The organism is Streptomyces sp. LBL, from assembly GCF_029893585.1.
GTDB lineage: Bacteria > Actinomycetota > Actinomycetes > Streptomycetales > Streptomycetaceae > Streptomyces.
This window is the reverse complement of record NZ_JARXYX010000066.1, coordinates 1-17,197: the sequence shown is the minus strand read 5'-3', so window position 1 is coordinate 17,197 and position 17,197 is coordinate 1. Positions and strand designations below refer to the sequence as shown.

The 17,197-nt window shown below is 67.1% G+C and carries 15 protein-coding genes; 7 read left to right on the top strand and 8 right to left on the bottom strand.

The genetic code is table 11. From position 1 onward, the window contains the following. The first annotated feature begins 166 nt into the window (after positions 1–166). The 4 genes from M2271_RS42690 to M2271_RS41930 are packed head-to-tail and all read left to right on the top strand — an operon-like array spanning position 167 to position 3,589. A complete protein-coding gene (locus M2271_RS42690) occupies positions 167–601 on the top strand; it encodes a hypothetical protein (protein ID WP_348539238.1) in 435 nt (144 codons plus the stop codon). After that, positions 565–939, top strand: a complete 375-nt coding sequence (locus tag M2271_RS42685; protein WP_348539237.1) for a tyrosine-type recombinase/integrase — start codon at positions 565–567, stop codon at positions 937–939. The genes M2271_RS42690 and M2271_RS42685 overlap by 37 nt, the downstream gene beginning before the upstream one ends. Further along, positions 936–1,262 carry a helix-turn-helix transcriptional regulator gene (locus tag M2271_RS41935; protein ID WP_280892733.1) on the top strand — a complete coding sequence of 109 codons (327 nt, stop codon included), beginning with the start codon at positions 936–938 and terminating at the stop codon, positions 1,260–1,262. Before M2271_RS42685 ends, M2271_RS41935 begins: the two co-directional genes overlap by 4 nt. Further along, positions 1,259–3,589, top strand: a complete 2,331-nt coding sequence (locus M2271_RS41930; RefSeq protein WP_280892732.1) for an XRE family transcriptional regulator — start codon at positions 1,259–1,261, stop codon at positions 3,587–3,589. Before M2271_RS41935 ends, M2271_RS41930 begins: the two co-directional genes overlap by 4 nt. Before the next feature lie 74 nt (positions 3,590–3,663). Here the strand turns inward: M2271_RS41930 and M2271_RS41925 are convergent, their stop codons facing one another. Beyond that, positions 3,664–6,270, bottom strand: coding sequence for an N-6 DNA methylase (locus tag M2271_RS41925; RefSeq protein WP_280892731.1), 2,607 nt, complete (start codon positions 6,268–6,270; stop codon positions 3,664–3,666). 303 nt (positions 6,271–6,573) lie between these two features. On the opposite strand from M2271_RS41925, the gene M2271_RS41920 reads away from it, so the two are divergent. Both M2271_RS41920 and M2271_RS41915 read left to right on the top strand, forming a co-directional pair. After that, the gene (locus M2271_RS41920; RefSeq protein ID WP_280892730.1) at positions 6,574–7,605 is read left to right on the top strand and encodes a hypothetical protein; all 1,032 of its coding nucleotides are present in this window, start codon (positions 6,574–6,576) and stop codon (positions 7,603–7,605) included. Continuing rightward, positions 7,602–7,991 (top strand): hypothetical protein, encoded by a 390-nt coding sequence (locus M2271_RS41915; RefSeq protein WP_280892729.1) that lies wholly within the window; start codon positions 7,602–7,604, stop codon positions 7,989–7,991. Before M2271_RS41920 ends, M2271_RS41915 begins: the two co-directional genes overlap by 4 nt. 624 nt (positions 7,992–8,615) lie before the next feature. On the opposite strand, the gene M2271_RS41910 is transcribed toward M2271_RS41915, so the two are convergent. The 5 genes from M2271_RS41910 to M2271_RS41890 all read right to left on the bottom strand — a co-directional run bounded on the left by M2271_RS41910 (position 8,616) and on the right by M2271_RS41890 (position 15,171). Continuing rightward, positions 8,616–9,305, bottom strand: a complete 690-nt coding sequence (locus tag M2271_RS41910; RefSeq protein WP_280892728.1) for a TetR/AcrR family transcriptional regulator — start codon at positions 9,303–9,305, stop codon at positions 8,616–8,618. 440 nt (positions 9,306–9,745) lie between these two features. Next, positions 9,746–10,504, bottom strand: coding sequence for an SDR family NAD(P)-dependent oxidoreductase (locus M2271_RS41905; RefSeq protein ID WP_280892727.1), 759 nt, complete (start codon positions 10,502–10,504; stop codon positions 9,746–9,748). Then, positions 10,501–11,301, bottom strand: coding sequence for an enoyl-CoA hydratase/isomerase family protein (locus tag M2271_RS41900; protein ID WP_280892726.1), 801 nt, complete (start codon positions 11,299–11,301; stop codon positions 10,501–10,503). Before M2271_RS41900 ends, M2271_RS41905 begins: the two co-directional genes overlap by 4 nt. Before the next feature lie 5 nt (positions 11,302–11,306). Continuing rightward, positions 11,307–12,950: an AMP-binding protein gene (locus M2271_RS41895; protein WP_280892725.1), complete on the bottom strand. Its 1,644-nt coding sequence runs from the start codon at positions 12,948–12,950 to the stop codon at positions 11,307–11,309. A gap of 538 nt (positions 12,951–13,488) precedes the next feature. Next, positions 13,489–15,171: a CocE/NonD family hydrolase gene (locus M2271_RS41890; protein ID WP_280892724.1), complete on the bottom strand. Its 1,683-nt coding sequence runs from the start codon at positions 15,169–15,171 to the stop codon at positions 13,489–13,491. A gap of 232 nt (positions 15,172–15,403) precedes the next feature. On the opposite strand from M2271_RS41890, the gene M2271_RS41885 reads away from it, so the two are divergent. Beyond that, positions 15,404–15,541 (top strand): hypothetical protein, encoded by a 138-nt coding sequence (locus tag M2271_RS41885; protein WP_280892723.1) that lies wholly within the window; start codon positions 15,404–15,406, stop codon positions 15,539–15,541. Between the two features lie 316 nt (positions 15,542–15,857). On the opposite strand, the gene M2271_RS41880 is transcribed toward M2271_RS41885, so the two are convergent. Continuing rightward, entirely contained in the window at positions 15,858–16,448 is a 591-nt protein-coding gene (locus M2271_RS41880; RefSeq protein ID WP_280892722.1) for a flavodoxin family protein, read from the bottom strand. Next, on the bottom strand, positions 16,445–16,834 hold the full coding sequence (locus tag M2271_RS41875; RefSeq protein ID WP_280892721.1) for a nuclear transport factor 2 family protein: 390 nt from the start codon (positions 16,832–16,834) through the stop codon (positions 16,445–16,447). Before M2271_RS41875 ends, M2271_RS41880 begins: the two co-directional genes overlap by 4 nt. Positions 16,835–17,197 lie beyond the last annotated feature (363 nt).

The following is a 17,197-nucleotide window of genomic DNA, read 5'->3' as shown; positions in this document are numbered from 1 at the left end:
GATGAGGGCGTAGGAACTCCCATCATCCCAGGTCAGCGGGCACCTCTTCTCATTACGTCATCCACAGACCGGCTACCGCGCGGTGGATCCAGGGTCAAGCGGTCGGAACTACCAGAACCACCTGCGGCTGTTCTGCGAATTCATCACCGATCCGCGCTATGGCTGGATGTCCGTCTGCCAGGAACGCTTCGGTGAGGTGCCGGTCCAGATTCTGCACGAGTGGAACACCGTCACCCATGTCAGCGAGTACGAGGGCGACCCGAGCCGCCGGCCACTAACCTATGACGAGATCCAGGATCTGTTCGACGCCGCCGACGGGCGGGTCGAGGAGATCCGGAAGCGCGGCCGTAAGGGTGCGTTGACCGCGATGCGCGACTCCGCCCTGCTCAAGACCTACTACGCCTACGGCATGCGGCGCCGAGAGAACGTCGGCCTGGACATCGCCGACCTGAGGCGCAATCCGAAGGCTCCGCAGTACAAGCGCCACGGGGCGGTGTTCGTACGCTGGGGTAAGTCCTCCAAGGGGAGCCCGCCCAAGCGCCGACCATCTTTACCGTCCCCGAGATGGACTGGATCGTCGAGGACCTCGACCACTACCTGACCGAGGTCCGACCTCGCTTCGGGGTGGGCAAGCACCCCGCCATCTGGGTCACCGAACGCTCCGGGCGCCTGTCGCGCCGGTCGGCGAACGAAGCCTTCGAGGCTGCCAAGCAGGTCGCCGACCTGCCCGAAGAACTCGAATTGCACTGCCTGAGACATTCTTACATCACGCATTTGACCGAATTTGATTACCCGGAACGGTTCATCCAGGACCAGGCCGGTCACGGCTACGCCAGCACGACGGCCCTCTATACCGGCGTCTCGGACGAGTACCGCAACCGGCTGGTGCACAAGAAGTTGGGCCAGCGTTACCCGGGCATCTGGGAGGACCTGAAGTGATCAAGAAGATGGGCTACCGCTGGAACCTGCGCAAGCTCATGGCCGACCGGGAGATGTTCCAGACCACCGACCTGGTGCCACTGCTGGCCGAGCGGGGCGTCACGCTCTCGCGCGAGCAGGTCTTCCGCCTGGTCACGCAGCCGCCACAGCGGATGTCGATGGACACCCTCGCGGCTCTGTGCGACATCCTCGACTGCCAACCCAACGACCTCATCGAGGTCCAGGTCGTCAACGAAGAGGTACGCAAGACCGCCGGCGGCGAAACGCCTGGGCCGCTTCCGGCCGTGCGCCGGACCTCGATCCGGCGACCGGAGGGCCTGTGACCGCCCCGTCGGTCGTCGCCCGACTCGCCGCGCAGACGGCGCGGACGGAAGCCGCCACGAACGTTGCCGTGGGCCAGGTCACCAAGGCTCTGCCGACCCTCAGCACCGCCGACGCGAACGCGGTGTTGGAGGCTGCAGTGCCGATCCCTGTCCGCGGAGCCGCCCGGTTCCTGGAGGAGCTGGCCGAGCACATGGCCACGCACCCCGACGCCCTGACCTCGGGCAGTTCTCTGTGCCCACCGGTTCTGCTGCGGCTGGCCGAGGTACTGCACGAAGCCGGACATCCAGTCATTCGCCCCGGATGCGCACACTGCGGGAAGATTCGTTCTGACCTGCGGCAACTCCGTCCCGAAGGGCGGCTCTGCGGTTCATGCGACGCACGAAGCCGCAAGCGCGAAACCTGCGCACGCTGCCACCGTGAAGGCCAGCGCGTCACTGCCCGGCGCCCAGAGGGCCCGATCTGTCACCGCTGCTACCGCGCGGACCCCGCCACGTTCGAGGAGTGCGCCGACTGCGGCCAACTCCGACACCCGGTGGTGCGACGCGACGACGGCCGAGGGCTGTGCATGAAGTGCTGGGAACGCCCGATACACACCTGCGTGAGCTGCGGAAAGTCCGCAGCCGCTGCCCTCGTTGACGCCGACGGCGCACTGTGCCATCTCTGCTACAACCGCCACCGCCGACCACGACGGCTCTGTGGTCGGTGCGGGCAGCTCAAGCGCATCGCCTGCAACGCGCGCGACGGACAGCCGGACCTCTGCGACGGCTGCTACCAGGGCCCCGAGGCGATCTGCTCACTGTGCAACCGGGGCCGCCCCTGCGTCAGCCGCGACGAGCAAGGCCAGCCGATCTGCGCTACCTGCTACCAGCGTCACCGCACCGGCGAGCCGTGCGCCCGTTGCGGCCAGACCAAGCCGGTCAACACCCGATGGCCGATCGGGGCCGTCTGCCAAGTCTGCTACACCGCCGTGCTCCGATCCCCAGCCGAGTGTCCCCGCTGCGGCACGGTCCAGCCACTGATCGCGCGGGACGACGACGGCGCCGGCCTCTGCGGACCCTGTGTCGGCTTCGCCACCGACTACACCTGCACACAGTGCGGCAGGGCCGGCAACCCCCACAGCCGCGGCCGATGCGCTCACTGCGTACTCGCCGAGCGGGTCAACGCCCTGTTGGCCGGGCCGGACGGCACCCTCGTTCCGCAACTGGAACCGCTCGCGGCCGCGCTAGCGTCCCTCCCTTCGCCCTTCCCCGCCATCCAGTGGATCAAGGAGAGCCCGAACACCAGGCTCCTCGCCCAGCTCGCGACCGAAGGCCAGACCCTGAGCCACGAGCTGCTGGACGAACTCCCGCCCAGCCGGAACCAGCGCTACATCCGGCAACTCCTGGTACACACCGACGTGTTGGACGAGCGTCATGAGGACCTCGAACGCATCCCCGGCTGGCTAGAGCACGAACTCGCGGACAAGCCGGACGCGCACGCCAAGCTTGCCCGCCCGTTCCTGCACTGGTTTCTGCTTCGGCGAGCACGCCAACGGGCCGCCATCCGGCACCATCCCGCCTCCGCCGACCGCGACCTGCGGCGCCGTGTCAGCGTCGCCCTGGACTTCCTGGCCTGGATGGACCAACGAAGCTTGATCCTCGCCGACCTCGCCCAGGAGGACATCGACGACTGGATCACCGGAGCCACCAGCCAACGCCGCTACTTGATCCGACACTTCCTGAAATGGACCACGAGCCGTCGGCTCACCCGCGAGCTGACCGTCCCCTCCATCCCGAGCCAGGAGCCCCAGAACCTGCTCGACGAGGACGACCGGTGGCCACTCCTCCAGCGCTGCCTGACCGACGATGCCCTGCCTGCGGACGTCCGTGCCGCCGGCGCGATCACCCTGCTGTTCGGCCCGTCCGCCGAACGCCTCTGCCATCTGACTCCCGAGCACCTCAAGTTCGGCGACAAGCACGCCCACCTGGTCCTGGGCCGACACCCTGTCCTGCTGCCCCCACGACTCGCCGAGCTCCTGCGGCACCTCGTCGAACAACCTCTGCTGCGACCCCAGCTCTCACGAGTACACCCCGGCCCTCAATGGCTCTTCCCGGGCATGGTCCCCGGAAAGCCGATCTCCACACACGGCATGACCCAGAAACTCAACCGGTACGACATCCCGGTTCGCACCGCTCGCAACGCGGCGCTGGCCGCCCTCGCTGCTGATCTACCCAGCCCGATCCTCGCCGACGTGACCGGGATGCACCGGCACACCGCACTCCGCTGGGTCGCCTACGCTCGACGCGACTGGGCCGAGTACGTCGCCGCACGCGCCGAGGACCGGTGACGCTGAAATGCTGACGGCGGGGCATGCCACCGAGGATCCGTCACGTGCCACATGCCCAATTTCTACTCTACGGATCAGTTTCCATACTCCCGTAGCACGTTTATCATGTGTCGTATCATGTGAGTGCAGTTGTCAGGCAACGGTTTGGGATTGAAATGCATGAGATCGTTCCTGATTTGGCGCACTTCGGCGAGGCGCTCGATGAAGATCTTTCGATCCAATGACCAGCCGACCCTCTCCCATGCCTCCTTATTCTCCAGGACGCGCTGATAGTCCCCGATCGACAGGTCATTGAATCCCTTGATGTTCCGGTCGCCCTCCGGATCGCACAGGCCCTGAACTTCAGGAAACTCGACAGAAGAAGCGAGTACCTGACGCAGCCGTTGATCTAATTCACCGATAAGGAAGAATGGGGCGGCCATGGCTCCGTAGGCAGCTGCCACGTCGCTCGCAGTTACGATGCCCGCGATTTCATTCCTCTGGTTTCGGACAAGGATGAATTCGAATTCAGTGAGCATCGGCACGATGTCAATGAGGTCTTGGTTGTAAGAGACTTCGCGGGCGGGGGTTATCGCTCGGTGGAACGGTGGATTGTGATTGGCGTGGCGCGCCCGCGCGATTGATTGCCACGTCACGGCCCCGTCGAGCTTACGCCCTGACAGGACAGGGAGCTGAGAGTAGTCGTTTATCACCATCCGGGTGATGGCTTCATCGAATGTTGCGGACCGGGACACGTAGACGACACCGCCGAGAGCGGAGGGCAAGTCTCCAACCGTCAGGCCGACCACGGGTGCATCCTTGTCTTCGTCTCGGGCCGGTTCGTTGACCGATTGAATCTGGTCGGAGTCCTTTGCGGTTTCGGCGTTCTGTGTTACACGATTTCCTTGCGCGGTGACGGGCGGAGGAGACGCATCAGAGTTGGGTGATGAGCCCGGTCTGTCGTTGGCCAGTTCGGCAGTGCTGGCGGGGCTCGGGACACCCATGGCTGGCGTGTTCAGGAATTGCTGGCGCAGCCGGTCAAGCGTTGTGCCGTCCTGCAGAGCCCACGCCTGCCACCCATCAATAGCCCTGTCACCCGCCGCTGCAGCCGCTGCCCGGTTGGGGGAAGGAAACTGTTGGCCGCCAGCGAGTTCGAGCCGCCCCTCAGCCGTCAGTCTGGCGGAGTAGCTCGCCCCTGTATGTTCGAAGGTCAGCTGCGTACCTTCTGCAAGTAGACCAGCGCCAAGAAGATCAGCCATGGTTACGCGCCTGCCAGCCGTGAGGTATCGAGGCCGCTCGGCATATCGATTCAGGCTCAGGTCGTAGTTCTGGGCGACGATGTCCGACTTCGGGACGCAGAAACTCTGTTCCGTACGCTCACGGTTACGCTCAGAGCTGCTGCGGTCGAACCAGCGAGCGAGCACATCCGGGAGGTTGTTTTTGGTGTGTTCCTCCTCTGACAAGGAGCCAGCCGCAGGCCGAACGCCCAGGCGATCCTCCGGGAGGAGCGGGGTACGCCTGTCGTCGAGGCTGAAGCCGTCCGCTTGGACGTCGTAGAACCAGACGTTGTCTGTGCCTCCGCTACCCGTGCGGGTGAACAGCAAGATCGCAGTCGAGACTCCCGCGTACGGCTTGAAGGCCCCGCTCGGGAGCTTCACCACGCCGTCCAGTTTGTGGTCCTCGACCAGTACCCGGCGCAGTTCTTTGTGCGCCTTCGTCGAACCGAAAAGGACACCGACCGGAACGATGACCGCCGCGCGGCCACCGGGCTTGAGGAGCTGCAAGTACAAGGCCAGGAAAAGAAGTTCTGTCTTCTTGGTCTTCACCACGCGCAGCAGGTCCGCCACAGTCGACTCGTAGTCCAGACTGCCGGCGAATGGCGGGTTTGCCAAGATCAGTGAGTAGCGTTCCGCGTCGCCCGCTGCCGACTCTGCGAGCGAGTCGCGGTAGCGAATGTCCGGATTTTCAATGCCGTGCAGCAACATGTTCATCGAACCGATGCGTAGCATTGTGGAGTCGAAGTCGAAGCCGTGAAACATGCTCGCGTGGAAGTGTGCTTGCTGTTCCACGTCCAGGAGCGCCGTTGCGTGCTTGCGCTTCACGTACGACGCCGTCTGGACCAGGAAGCCGGCCGTGCCGCATGCTGGATCGCAGACCTCGTCGCCCGGCTTCGGCTGAGTCATCTCGACCATCAGCTCGACGATGTGACGCGGCGTGCGGAACTGGCCGTTCTGGCCGACTGTGACGATCTTCGCTAGCAGGTACTCGTAGATGTCGCCCGCGGCGTCACTCGACTCCGTCGAGATGGTGTCCAGCAGGTCGACGACCTTGGCGAGCAGGTTGGGGCCCGGGATGGTGAAACGAGCGTCGCGCATGTGGTGGGAGTAAGTGGAGCCGTCTCCACCCATCGCGCGGAGATAGGGGAAGACCCCTTGCTCGACGATGCCGTACATGACCTCGGGGTCGCGGGACTTGAAGTTCTGCCAGCGCAGTCCCTGTTGCTCCTCAGTGAAGAGTGGGTCCGGATCTGGCTTGCCCGAATGGTTTGCCCGGTTGTCCTTACGCGTCTGGATCTCGTCCAACCGCTTGATGAAGAGCAGGTATGTGATCTGCTCTGTCACCTCCAGCGGGTTCGAGATCCCACCGGACCAAAACGCATCCCAGACGCGTTCCAGCTTGCTCTTGAGCTCGCCCGTGATCACGGCCGATACGCTATCGGATGGTTCGGGCAGCTGTGGCCGATCAGCTACATCGGCGGCTGCCACACGCATCGAGCCCTACAGACGTTGCGTTCGCAAGATCCTGGTTGGGGATGCTGGCGGCACCGATACTGCAGAGGCCATCGTCATGTGACTCCGCACGCGATCCCTCTGGCGGCGATCACTGGCCCCAAGCCGGCAGTGACGGCCTCACGGGCAGCAGCGGTCGTTCTGGACGGCTGAGAGGGCAACCGCGGGCACACCGCCCTTCTTCGCCCCCAACGTAGGAGGGAGAGAGCAGGAATAGTGCACGGTAGAGATAACTCCCTCCCGCCAGTAATCAAGCACCTTAAGCGCGGATGCCTGAGCGTCCAGCAGGCACCCGACGGGCACGTCTACCGGCACCGGCTGGCCAGCCTCGCCTTCAAGGGCGAAGACGTCCACGGCGCGGAGGCCACCTGGATCGTCACCGCCCCCGTAGCCCGGGCCATCGCCGTCCTCGAACGCTTCCAGCCCCAGGACCAGCCCTACTTGCTCGCCCCAGCACCCAGCACCCGCCGCCGCAGCACATTCCCGGTGCCCAACAGCAACACCACCAACAAGGACATCGCCTTCCTGATCTCCTGGATCACCACCTACTGCGGCGACCGCAGCCGCCCCGACGGGATCCCCCTGGAACGAGGCCGGCTGCCTCGGCTGACCACGCGCCAGTTCCGGCGGACCCTGGCCTGGTTCATCGCCCGCCGCCCCGGCGGAGCCATCGCGGGAGCCCTGCAATACCGCCACCAGTGCATTCAAATGTTCGAGGGCTACGCCGGCACCAGCGACTCCGGCTTCCGCGATGAGGTCGAAGCCGAGCAAGCCCTCGCCCGGGGCCAGCTCCTCGCCGAGATGGGCGCCGACGAAGTCCGCCCGACGCTTTCAGGACCGGCCGGCGCCGAAGCCGAAGCCCGGCTCGCCGAGTTCGCCCGGCACACCGTCTTCGATGGCCAGGTCGTCACTGACGAAGCCCGCCTGCGCCGCATCGTGGCCCGCCACGACCCGCACCTGTACCTGGGGACCTTCGTCACCTGCGTCTACAACCCCGACCGCGCCCTGTGCCGCAGCCCCGAGGCTTCCGCCGATCAGCCCGTCATGGCCGACTGCCAGCCGCAAGCCTGCCGCAACGCCGCCCTGACATCCGATAACCGGCAGGCCCTTGCCGATCACCTCCTCCGGCTGGAGGACACACTGGCCGCCGGTGACCGTTTAGCCCCCTACGTCCGTCACCGCCTTGAGGAACAGCACCGTGCCACCGCCGCGTTCCTCACCCGCCACACCCCGGAGATCGCCGAGTGAAACGCGCGCTGCCCGACACCGACACCGTCAAAGCCGCCATCGACACCGTCCTTGCCGAGGCCGCCGCCCGCGGACGGCGCCCCACCGTGACCGCGGTCGAACGGTTCCTGGACATCCCGCACGCCACCTTCCACCGGCACTACGCGGACCTGATCGACACGCACTTCCGGCCCCGCATCCCGCAGTCCGCGACCACCCCGTCCCCCGCCCCCAATGCGCGCGCGGAAGCCAACCTGAGCCGACTCCGCCGAGAGAACACCGACTTGCGCCGCACCCTCGCCTTGTACGAGGAGGCCATCCGGCAGCTGGCCCTCGAAAACAACGCCTTGCGTGGCGGCGGCACCGTCGTCCCCCTGCCCACCCGCGCCATGCCCTCACCACCCTGACCCGGCACAGCCTCGGAGGTGTCTGGCGTGCGGATCAGCAAAGATGTAGCAGAGTGACGCTGTATCCCCCAGTCGAGCCGACGCCGCCCGAAGCACGGGGGCCTGGCCCTCACGGCGCGACGCTGCCGGGGTACCTGGTCGCGGAACAGAAGCCGGACGGTGCAGGATCCCCCTCGCGCGTCCCGACCTGGTCATGCTTCAGTCCCGTCAGGGGGCGGACCTCGCACCCCGCCCCTCGCGGCATCGCTGCCGCGGCCGCATCTTCTCTGGGGAAGGCGTTGTGAGAGGCGGCTTCGCAGCTCAGTCCGACACGTCGAGGACGGATCGGAGAGCACCGGTGCTCTGCGCCCGGGCTGACAGTGCGGATACGGCTGTGTGCATCGACTGGTGCCCGTGATCGAACAGGCCGCCGCCGACATCGGGGCGCGGGATCCTCACCGCCGCGAACCAGGAGGCCACTACCGGAGCGGTCGGTGCGGGGAGGGGCGTACCGCTCGCGCGAGACGGCGTCTTGACCCCCGCCTTTCTGGCGAGAGCCCGACGCATGTATCCAGAGTGGGCGCAGGCGTCGCACCTGTCGTGCACTCGGTCAGAGACGATCCGTGCACCCCTCTTCTCCGCGCTTTACCTGGGTGTCGAGACCTGGCCCCCGGGCGAGCGGCCAGCTGTGGAAGAGGGCGCGAAAGCGCCCTGTCCCGCGCTGAGTCCGTCCAGCAGGAGGTCCCCGAGCTCGGAGAAGGCGTCGCCGGCGGTCAGGCCGGTCCTCTCCAGGAGGACCCCCGACTGGACGGCGTCGATGGTGACTGCCACGACCTGGGCGGCGAAGTGTCCGTTGAGTGCGCGGAAGACGCCGCTCTGCACGCCCTCCTCGATGAGTTCGTGGACTCGGTGCGCGGCGGCGGCGGAGTTCTTGCGGTAGATCTGTGCGGTCGGTTCGTAGCCGACCATGTCGTCGTAGAAGGCGTGGGAGTGGCGGCGCATGGCGGTGCCGACGCCGGTGAGGTAGACCCGGATGCGCTGCCTGGCGTCGGGCTCGGCCTGGACTGCCTGCTCGATCTCGGCCGTCGCGTCCCGGAAGAAGGCACGGGTGACCGCCAGCACCAGCTGTTCCTTCGTGGAGGCGAGACTGTACAGCGTCGCCTTGGAGCAGCCCAGTCGCTGGGCGAGCTCATCCATGGTCACAGAGGTGAAGCCTTCGGCCAGGATGATCGCCTCGGCCTGACGCAGCAGTTCCTCCCGCCGACCAGTATCGACAACGCGCCTGCGGGCCGTTCGGCGCGGACGTCGGTCACGCGAGTCAGTTTGGGCCGTCACCGCAGCAGTCTCCCCTGAGCGTCCCCGCCCGGAAGCGGGGAGTAGTTACGGGCCGGAACACCGACCCGCCTCTGGCGTATGGGTACGAGCGTACCGCTTAACGTACCCACACTGAGTCCCCGGGGTGATGTTCACGCAAGGGCGGAGGAACTGTTCGGGACGCGCCGCCCGGTTTAAGGGCCATAAAACAAGGGCGTGCGTGCACAACGGCGAACCGTGTCGGCGGTGAGGCTGTCTTCGACGATCGCTCGCACTGGGCAGGCGTGGGTGTTTGCCCCGACAGGGTTTGATCGCCCACGTTGCCGCCGTCGCGGTGACGACGGCCCGGCGAATGGGGTGATATCGGCGATCAGGGCGTTGTCACTGCGGGCCGGTCAGTGTGGCTGGGCCGGACGACGGTCGATTGCTGTGGATGAACACCTGCTCGCCCAGGCTAGCGGTTACCGGATGGAGGATCCGATGGAGATGCCGCCGTCGACGTCGAGGACGATGCCGGTGATGTAGCCGGCGGCCTCGCTGGCGAGGAAGGCGGCGGCTTCGGCGATGTCCTCGGGTCGGCCGGTGTGGCGCATGGGGATCTTGTTGGTGAGTTTGTCGCGGGCGGGGCCGTTCATGGAGGCGAGCATGGGGGTCTCGATGAGGCCGGGGGCGATGGCGTTGGCGGTGATGCCGTGGCGGGCGCCTTCGAGTGCGAGGGTGCGGGTCATGCCGACGATGCCGGCCTTGGCGGCCACGTAGTTGGTCTGGCCGAAGTTCCCGCGCCAGGACATGGAGGAGAAGCTGACGATACGTCCGTAGCCCTGGCGTTTCATGGGGCCGAAGGCGGCGCGGGCGCAGTGGAAGCCGCCGGTGAGGCTGACGTCGATGACGGCGTGCCAGTCGTCGTCGGTGATGTCCTCGACGCGGTTGTCGCGGATGATGCCGGCGTTGTTGACCAGGACATCGAGGCGGCCGAGATCGCCGGTGACGCCATCGATCCAGGCGTCGACCTGGGCCGAGTCGGTCACGTCCACCACGTCGGTGCGGAGTTTCGTGTCGTGGGCGTCGGTGATGGTCTTGGCGGCGCCGGCGAGGGCCTGTTCGTTGACGTCGGCCAGCGCGACGGTGGCGCCCTCCGCGGCGAACCGGGTCGCCATGGCGAGGCCGAGGCCCTGGGCGGCGCCGGTGATGGCGACGACGCGTCCCTGATAGCGATTCATTTGTTGTCGGCTTTCGTGGTGGGGGAAGCGAGTTTCGTTGCGGTGGGAGTGAGGAAGTCCCGCAGGGCGTCGGCCACCGAGCTCGCCGGCCAGTTGTCGGCGAAGGTGTCCAGTTCCTCGCGCAGGGCCTGCTCGGGGGCCATGCCGTCGATCCGGTGCAGCAGCGTCTTGAGGTGTTGCTGAGCGGGGCTGTGACGGTCGGCCAACTGGTGGCAGATGCGGGTGGCGGTGGCTTCGAGGTCGGTCTCGGGCACGATCGAGCGGATCCAGCCGGTGTTCTCGAAGGCGGTCGCGGGCAGCAGTTCGCCGGTGAGCAGGAGCCAGCGGGACAGGCCCCGGCCGACCGCCTCGGGCAGCCGCACGCTTGACCCGCCGGCCGGTACCAGGCGCCGCTGGAGGTGGCCGTCGCCGATGAGCGTGGTGTCGGCGGCGACGACGACATCGCAGGCCAGGGCGAGTTCGAGACCCCCGGCGACGGCGTGACCGTGCAGCACGGCGACCCATGGTTTCGGGCTGGCCGCGATACGGCTGAAGCAGGCGGATACGTCGGTGAGGAAGTCGACCGGGTTCTCGCCCCGGTCGTCGAGTTCGAGGAACTGGTGGAAGTCTCCGCCGGCGCAGAAGCTCGGTCCGTTGCCCGCCACCGCGATGACCGCGGTGTCGGGGTCGGCCTCCGCGCTGGTGATCTGCTTGTCCAGGGCTTCTATCAGGGTGACATCGAGGGCGTTGCGTCGCTCGGGGCGGTTGAGCAGCAGCCATCGGACGGGGCCGCGTTGTTCGACGAGCAGGGGTTCCATGTCGGTCAAGGTGACTCCGGGGTGGTGAGTTCGGTGCGTCGGCGTTTGCGCAGCAGGTAGCGCTGGGTCTTGCCGCTGGGTGTCTTGGGGAGGGCGTCGATGAAGTGGATCGTGCGTGGGTAGGCGTGGGCGGCGTAGCGGGTCTTGACCAACTGCTGGAGCTCGGTGGCCAGTTCCGGCGAACCCTCGCCGCCGTCACGGAGGACCACGTACGCCTCGATGACCTCGCCGCGGACGTCGTCGGGTGCGCCGATCACGCTGCAGTCGGCGACCGCGGGATGCTGGGCGAGGACGCTCTCGATCTCGAACGGCCCGATCCGGTAACCGGCCATGATGATGACGTCGTCGTCACGGGAGGAGAAGAAGAAGTCGCCGTCCGCGTCGATGCGCGCGGCGTCGCCGGTGAGGTACCAGCGGCCGTCGGGGGTGAACTTGGAGGTGCTCTGGCCGGGGATCTGGTAGTCGCGGAACGTCATCAGCGGGCTCGCCGCGACGTCGATCGCGACCCGGCCGAGCACGCCCGGTCCGGCCGGCTCGTCCTTCTCGTCGGCCAGGACCGTGAGGCTCCAGCCGGGCACCGGCCGGCCCATCGATCCCGTCTTGAGCGGGCGGGCGAGTTCGGGATGGTGGTGGTTGGCCAGGGGCATGCCGACCTCTGTCTGGCCGAAGTGGTCGTGCACGGCCAGGCCGAGCGCGGCGCCGGCCCACTCGTTGACCTCGGGGGTCAGCGGCTCACCCGCGCTGGACGCCCGCTCCAGGCGCAGGCCCTCGGGCACGGGCACTGACGAGGAGCGCAGCCCCCGGTAGACGGTGGGGGCGGCGGTGAAGTCGGTGACCTGGTGGTCAAGGAGGGTGCGCCAGGTCGTCTCGGCAGAGAATCCGCCGGTCAGCAGGAGGCTAGAGATGCCGGCGGCCATGGGGGCGACGATGGCGGAGTACAGCCCGTAGGCCCAGCCGGGGTCGGCGGCGCACCAGTAGCTGCTATCCGGGGTGACGCCGATGCCGTACTCCAGGTAGATCTGCCATCCAGCGATGTAGGAGACGGGGTGGATGACGCCCTTGGGCTTGCCGGTGGTTCCGGAGGTGAACATGTGTACCAGCGGTCCGTCCCCGCTGGTGGTGACGGCGGGCACTGGCTCCGGTGACGCGGCCGCGATGAGGTCGGCCAGCGACAGGTCACCGTGCGACGTGCCGGTTCCGGTGACGACGATGCGGCGGTGGGGGTCGTCCGGCATGTCGGGGCCCGGGTCGAGTTTGTGGCGCTGGTCGGGGTCGACGACCACGACGTGCGCACCGGCGCCCTCCAGACGCAGGGCGATGGCCTGGGGTGCGAACGCGGTGAACAGCGGGACGTAGACCGCGCCGAGCCGCCAGATCGCCAGGATGACGGTGACCAGGTCGGTGCCCTTGCCCATCAGGGTCGCCACCCGGTCACCCGGACCGACGCCGAGCTCCTGCAGCGCCCGCGCGCAGCGGTGCGAGTTTGCGGCGAGCTCGCCGAAGGTCAGCGTGGAAGCCTTGCCGTAGCTGTCGACGAGGGTGAACGCGACGCGGTCGGCGGGGTGCCGGTCGCACAGCAGGTTGGCCACCTCGAGGGAGGGAGCCGAGAAGGTCGCGGTCAGTTCGCCAACCCGGTCGGCGGCGCTCATGACTGGGCCTTGCGGTCGATGATCGGCAGGACCAGGCGGCTGGGGTGGTCTCGGACATCTATCTCGTACAGGTGCTGCATCGGTGCTCCTCGTCGAGCTGGCGGCATTGCCCCGGATGTGGGTACGTTAAGAGGTACGTTCGTACCCTGTCAATTACCACGAGAGGACCGACCTCTGGTGATTCGCCATAGGTGACGGTGACGGTGACGGCGACGGGGGCTGGTCGCTGCCGACGCCCTCCCCGGGCCGTGAGGGAAGGGCAAGCAACGGTCCATGTTCGGCGCGAACATGGGTTCGGCAGCGCGTGCGGGCGAGGTAATGCCGCTAAGTCAAGGATCTTCGCAGGCCGGAGCTGCACCGTTAGCTCTCTGACACTCTCCACGATCCGGGCCATGAGCACTCTGCCCGCGACGTTCAGCCAGGGGAAACGGTCCGGTCGAAGATGCAGCAGGCGCCACCCATGACGCCGCGCCCGGGGCGCACCCTTTCTCGATCTTCGACGAGATCACTCGGTGACAGCTGCATCACCGAGGCCGGGTCACTGGGGGATCACCGGCAAGATGATGTGGGACGGTCGCACGTGGTCGCGGAAGATCTCCTGGTGGGCGGTGCGGAAGGTGGTCGCCTCGTGGGCGGGTTCGCCGGTGTTGGGGTTGCGGTCCCACCGTGGGAAGTTGCTCGAGGTGACGTGCACCCGGATGCGGTGCCCGGCGAGGAAGACATTGCTGGTGGACCACAGGTCTATGTCGTAGGCGCCGACGGAATCGGGTTCCGCCTGGATTCGGATGATGCCGTCGGCGAGATTGCGTGACACGCCCTTCTCGTCGACGTCGCACAGCCGCACGACCCAGTCCGTGGACGGGGCGTCGGTGGCGGCGTACAGCCGCATGCGGATTCGGCCCGTGACCTCCAGGTCGGTGGTGAGCGGTTCGCTGGTGTACACCAGGACATCGCCCCGGGCCTCCGCTGCGGCCTGGTCGAACGGTCCCGCCGGGAACTCGGGGGACATGAACAGGTTGCCGCCGCGCGTGATCACCGGATCGGCGGGGTCGTAGGTGTAGTCGTCGGGCGTCTCGCCCAGCTCGGGCGCCGGTTCACTGGTCGCGAGGCCGCCGCCGGGCTGCAGGAACCACGGCGTGTCCACGGCCCGGCTGAGCGGCCATTCGTTCTCATCGCGCCACACGTTCGCGCCCATCACGAAGATCTTGACCGGTGGCTCCTCGAGCATGCCGGTGTCATGGCCCTTCAGCCAGTGGTCGAACCACCGCACCTCCAGGTCGGTGAGGGATGTGCCGAACATGCTCGTCGGTGCGGTGCTCAGGCCGTAGTTGACCTCACCGCTCACGCCGCCACCCGAGGTGTGCAGGCCGAGGTGCGTCCAGGGCCCGATCACCAACTTGGCGGTGTTGCCCGCTGCCAGGTTGTCGACGTGGTTGTCGAGCGTGCCCTGCAGGAAGACGTCGTACCAGCCGGCGACGCTGAGCGAGGGAACAGCGATGTCATGATGCTTGCCGCGGACGCGGTGCGGAAAATCCGCGCCGGGATCGGCCACGGCGGCCTGGGTGCCGATATCCGGACCGCCGTAGCGGTCGATGAGCGGCAGTTTTCCGGTGGGGAGTTCCCAGTAGCCGCGATCCCGCAGCCCGTCGAAGTCGGTGACGAGTGAGTGGAACGCCGCCCCCAATTCCCTACCGGAATGCAGGCGCGGCAGGTGACTCGGACCGGTGAACAGCGTCCAGAGCGCGTTGAGCCCCAACTCGGTCGCGCCGCCTCGCCGGTGGATGCCGTCCAGGGGTTCCGACCACGTCATCACGGGCGTGATGGCCCGCAGCGCGGGTGCGCCGGAGATCGCGGCGGTCCACTGTGTGCTGCCGGTGTAGCTCATCCCGAACATGCCGACGAACCCATTACTGCCGGGAATCTTCGCGGCCCATTCGACGGTGTCGCGGCCATCGGAGACCTCGAAGTCAAACGGCTTCCAGGCGCCCTCCGATGCGAAGCGGCCGCGGGTGTCCTGCAGCACCACGATGTAGCCGTGTGCCGCGACGCTGAGCACGTCGATGAAATCCTTGGTGATGAACCCACGTTTGCCGTAGGGGCTGCGCTGCACCAGGACGGGCCAGGGGCCTTGGCCTGTTCCGGGCCGGTACACGTCCGCGCGCAGGATCGTGCCGTCGGACATGGGCACGTCGACGTCGTAGTCGATGAGGATATCGGACATTTCACTTCTTTCAGGGTGTTGAGGGTGGAGGTGGCGAGGCCGGTTGACGCCGCAGAGTCGCCGGCGGTCTGCCGTCGGCATCGCCGACGACGCGAGACAGCCCGCGCGCGACGACGCTTCGGCCTCCTCACCGCCCCGGAAGACGATATCGGGTACGTTGGAAGGCGCGTTCGTACCCTGTAAGTTACCGCGAGAAGGCTTCCGCGAGAAGGTCCACCTCTGGTGATTCGCCGTGGGCGAGGGTGTAGCCGACGGGCGCTGGTCGCCGCCGACGTCTTACCGGGGCTGTCAGGGCAGGGCGCGGCCGGAACTGTTCTACGGGCCGGGCGCCGAGGGCTACACCGACTACCCCTTCCTCGAAGCGGCTTGAGGCCCACTCTCACGCCTGTCCATGCGGCAGCCCCACTCACCCATGGACAGGCGCCCGACCGGCGACACTGTGCCTGCTCCATTGAGCCCGCGGTCGGAGCCAGGGGGTGTACCGAAGGGCGCCATCGCTCAAGATCAATCTCAGCGCCAACCACGGTTCTGTTGATCAAGGCCAAGCGACCGCCTCATGATGGCGTCGCTGCGCGTCGCTGATCGCGAGTCTGCGGTGCTGCTGCCCGGTCCGGAGCAGTTGCCGGTGCGCTTCGTCGAGCACCACCTCGTCGTCCGGGCCGCGCATCCGCCCCGGAGTCGGTCGCTCAGGTGGCGAGGGCGGTGCGGCCTGCGGCGTAGACGCGGGCGACCTCGACGACGCGCTTGCCGAGCTCGGCGGCGGTGGCGATGTCGGCCTTGTGTACGCCCTCGGCTCCCTGGTCCTGGTTGCTCTGGGCGGCGGCGCCGAGGAAGAAGCCGAGGCGGTTGAGGTCGTTCTCGGACGCCGTGGAGGTGTTCCAGCCGGGCATCAGGCCGAGGCCGACCCAGTGCATGTGGTGCTGCGCGGCGAGCACGGTGAAGTACTGCAGGGTGTTGAGCTTGTCGCCGCTCTTGCCCGCGGAGATGGTGAAACCTGCGGCGATCTTGTCCTTCCACGCCTGGGTGAACCAGCGCTTGGAGCTGGCCTCGGCGAAGGCGTGGAAGACGGCGGAGGCGGTGCCCATGTAGGTGGGCGAGCCGAAGACGATCGCGTCCGAGGCGTCGAGCAGGTTCCACTGCTCCTCGGAGATCTCCTCGACGTTGATCAGGTGGGCGGTGGCGCCGGCGGTGGTCACCCCATCGCGGACGGCCTCGGCGAGGACGGCGGTGTGGCCGAAGCCGGAGTGGTAAGCGATGGAGACGACAGGGGTGGTCACGTTACTTGCTCCTTCGGATGTGCATGTCGGGCCGCGCGGGATCCGGGCCGCGGGGCCCTTGAGTACTCTTTGCTCAGCCGGCGTTGAACGCCTCGGCGACGGTCAGGGTGTCCTCGTACTGGTGCAGGCGAACGATCCGGCCGTCCTCGACCGTCAGGTGTATGGCCGTCGGTGTGGTGAACTCCTTGCGACCACATCGTGGTGAAGTACGGTGCGACCTCCTCCCGGCGGGTACGGCGCCCGGTCCAGGGCAGCGCGTCACTGCCGGGGACGTGCCAGTCGATCTCCTCGGCGAACAGTTCCTGGATGCCGTCGGGGTCATGCTTTGCGAGGCGCTCCACGAACTTCTTTGCCACGGTCCGCGAGGTCTGAGCATCTGTTGTCATCGGTCCTTGTCCTTTGTCTCTTCGTTTGCATCAGGTGTCGGTCGGGCCTCAGCCCTGGAACAGGAAGTGCTTGCAGCTCAGCGGCCCGCCGAGCTGAATGAGCGCCCCGTCTTCACGCGGCGCGCCAAGGCCGACCGGTGCGAACCCGAATCCGGCTCTTCATGACTCACTCCCTGCTGTGTCGTGGTGTCGAATCCGTTGCTCTGGCGACGGTCGCAAGTACGCGGCTCAGACGCCCTGGGGTATCGGATGCGTCCCGCGACTTGGCTAGGGCTCCGTTAGGTCTGTCTCGCGGTGCTGTTTAGGGGCATGTTGGGGGTATGGACGCACATGAAGTGAACCGTGCTCGGGCGAAGTTGGCGT

Excerpts from the sequence above, each read along its gene's own strand:
- M2271_RS42690 (WP_348539238.1), top strand. The coding sequence starts at position 167 with ATGTCCGTCTGCCAGGAACGCTTCGGTGAGGTGCCGGTCCAGATTCTG.
- M2271_RS42685 (WP_348539237.1), top strand. The coding sequence starts at position 565 with ATGGACTGGATCGTCGAGGACCTCGACCACTACCTGACCGAGGTCCGA.
- M2271_RS41905 (WP_280892727.1), bottom strand. The coding sequence starts at position 10,504 with ATGAATCGCTATCAGGGACGCGTCGTCGCCATCACCGGCGCCGCCCAG.
- M2271_RS41900 (WP_280892726.1), bottom strand. The coding sequence starts at position 11,301 with ATGGAACCCCTGCTCGTCGAACAACGCGGCCCCGTCCGATGGCTGCTG.
- M2271_RS41895 (WP_280892725.1), bottom strand. The coding sequence starts at position 12,950 with ATGAGCGCCGCCGACCGGGTTGGCGAACTGACCGCGACCTTCTCGGCT.
- M2271_RS41890 (WP_280892724.1), bottom strand. The coding sequence starts at position 15,171 with ATGTCCGATATCCTCATCGACTACGACGTCGACGTGCCCATGTCCGAC.
- M2271_RS41875 (WP_280892721.1), bottom strand. The coding sequence starts at position 16,834 with ATGACAACAGATGCTCAGACCTCGCGGACCGTGGCAAAGAAGTTCGTG.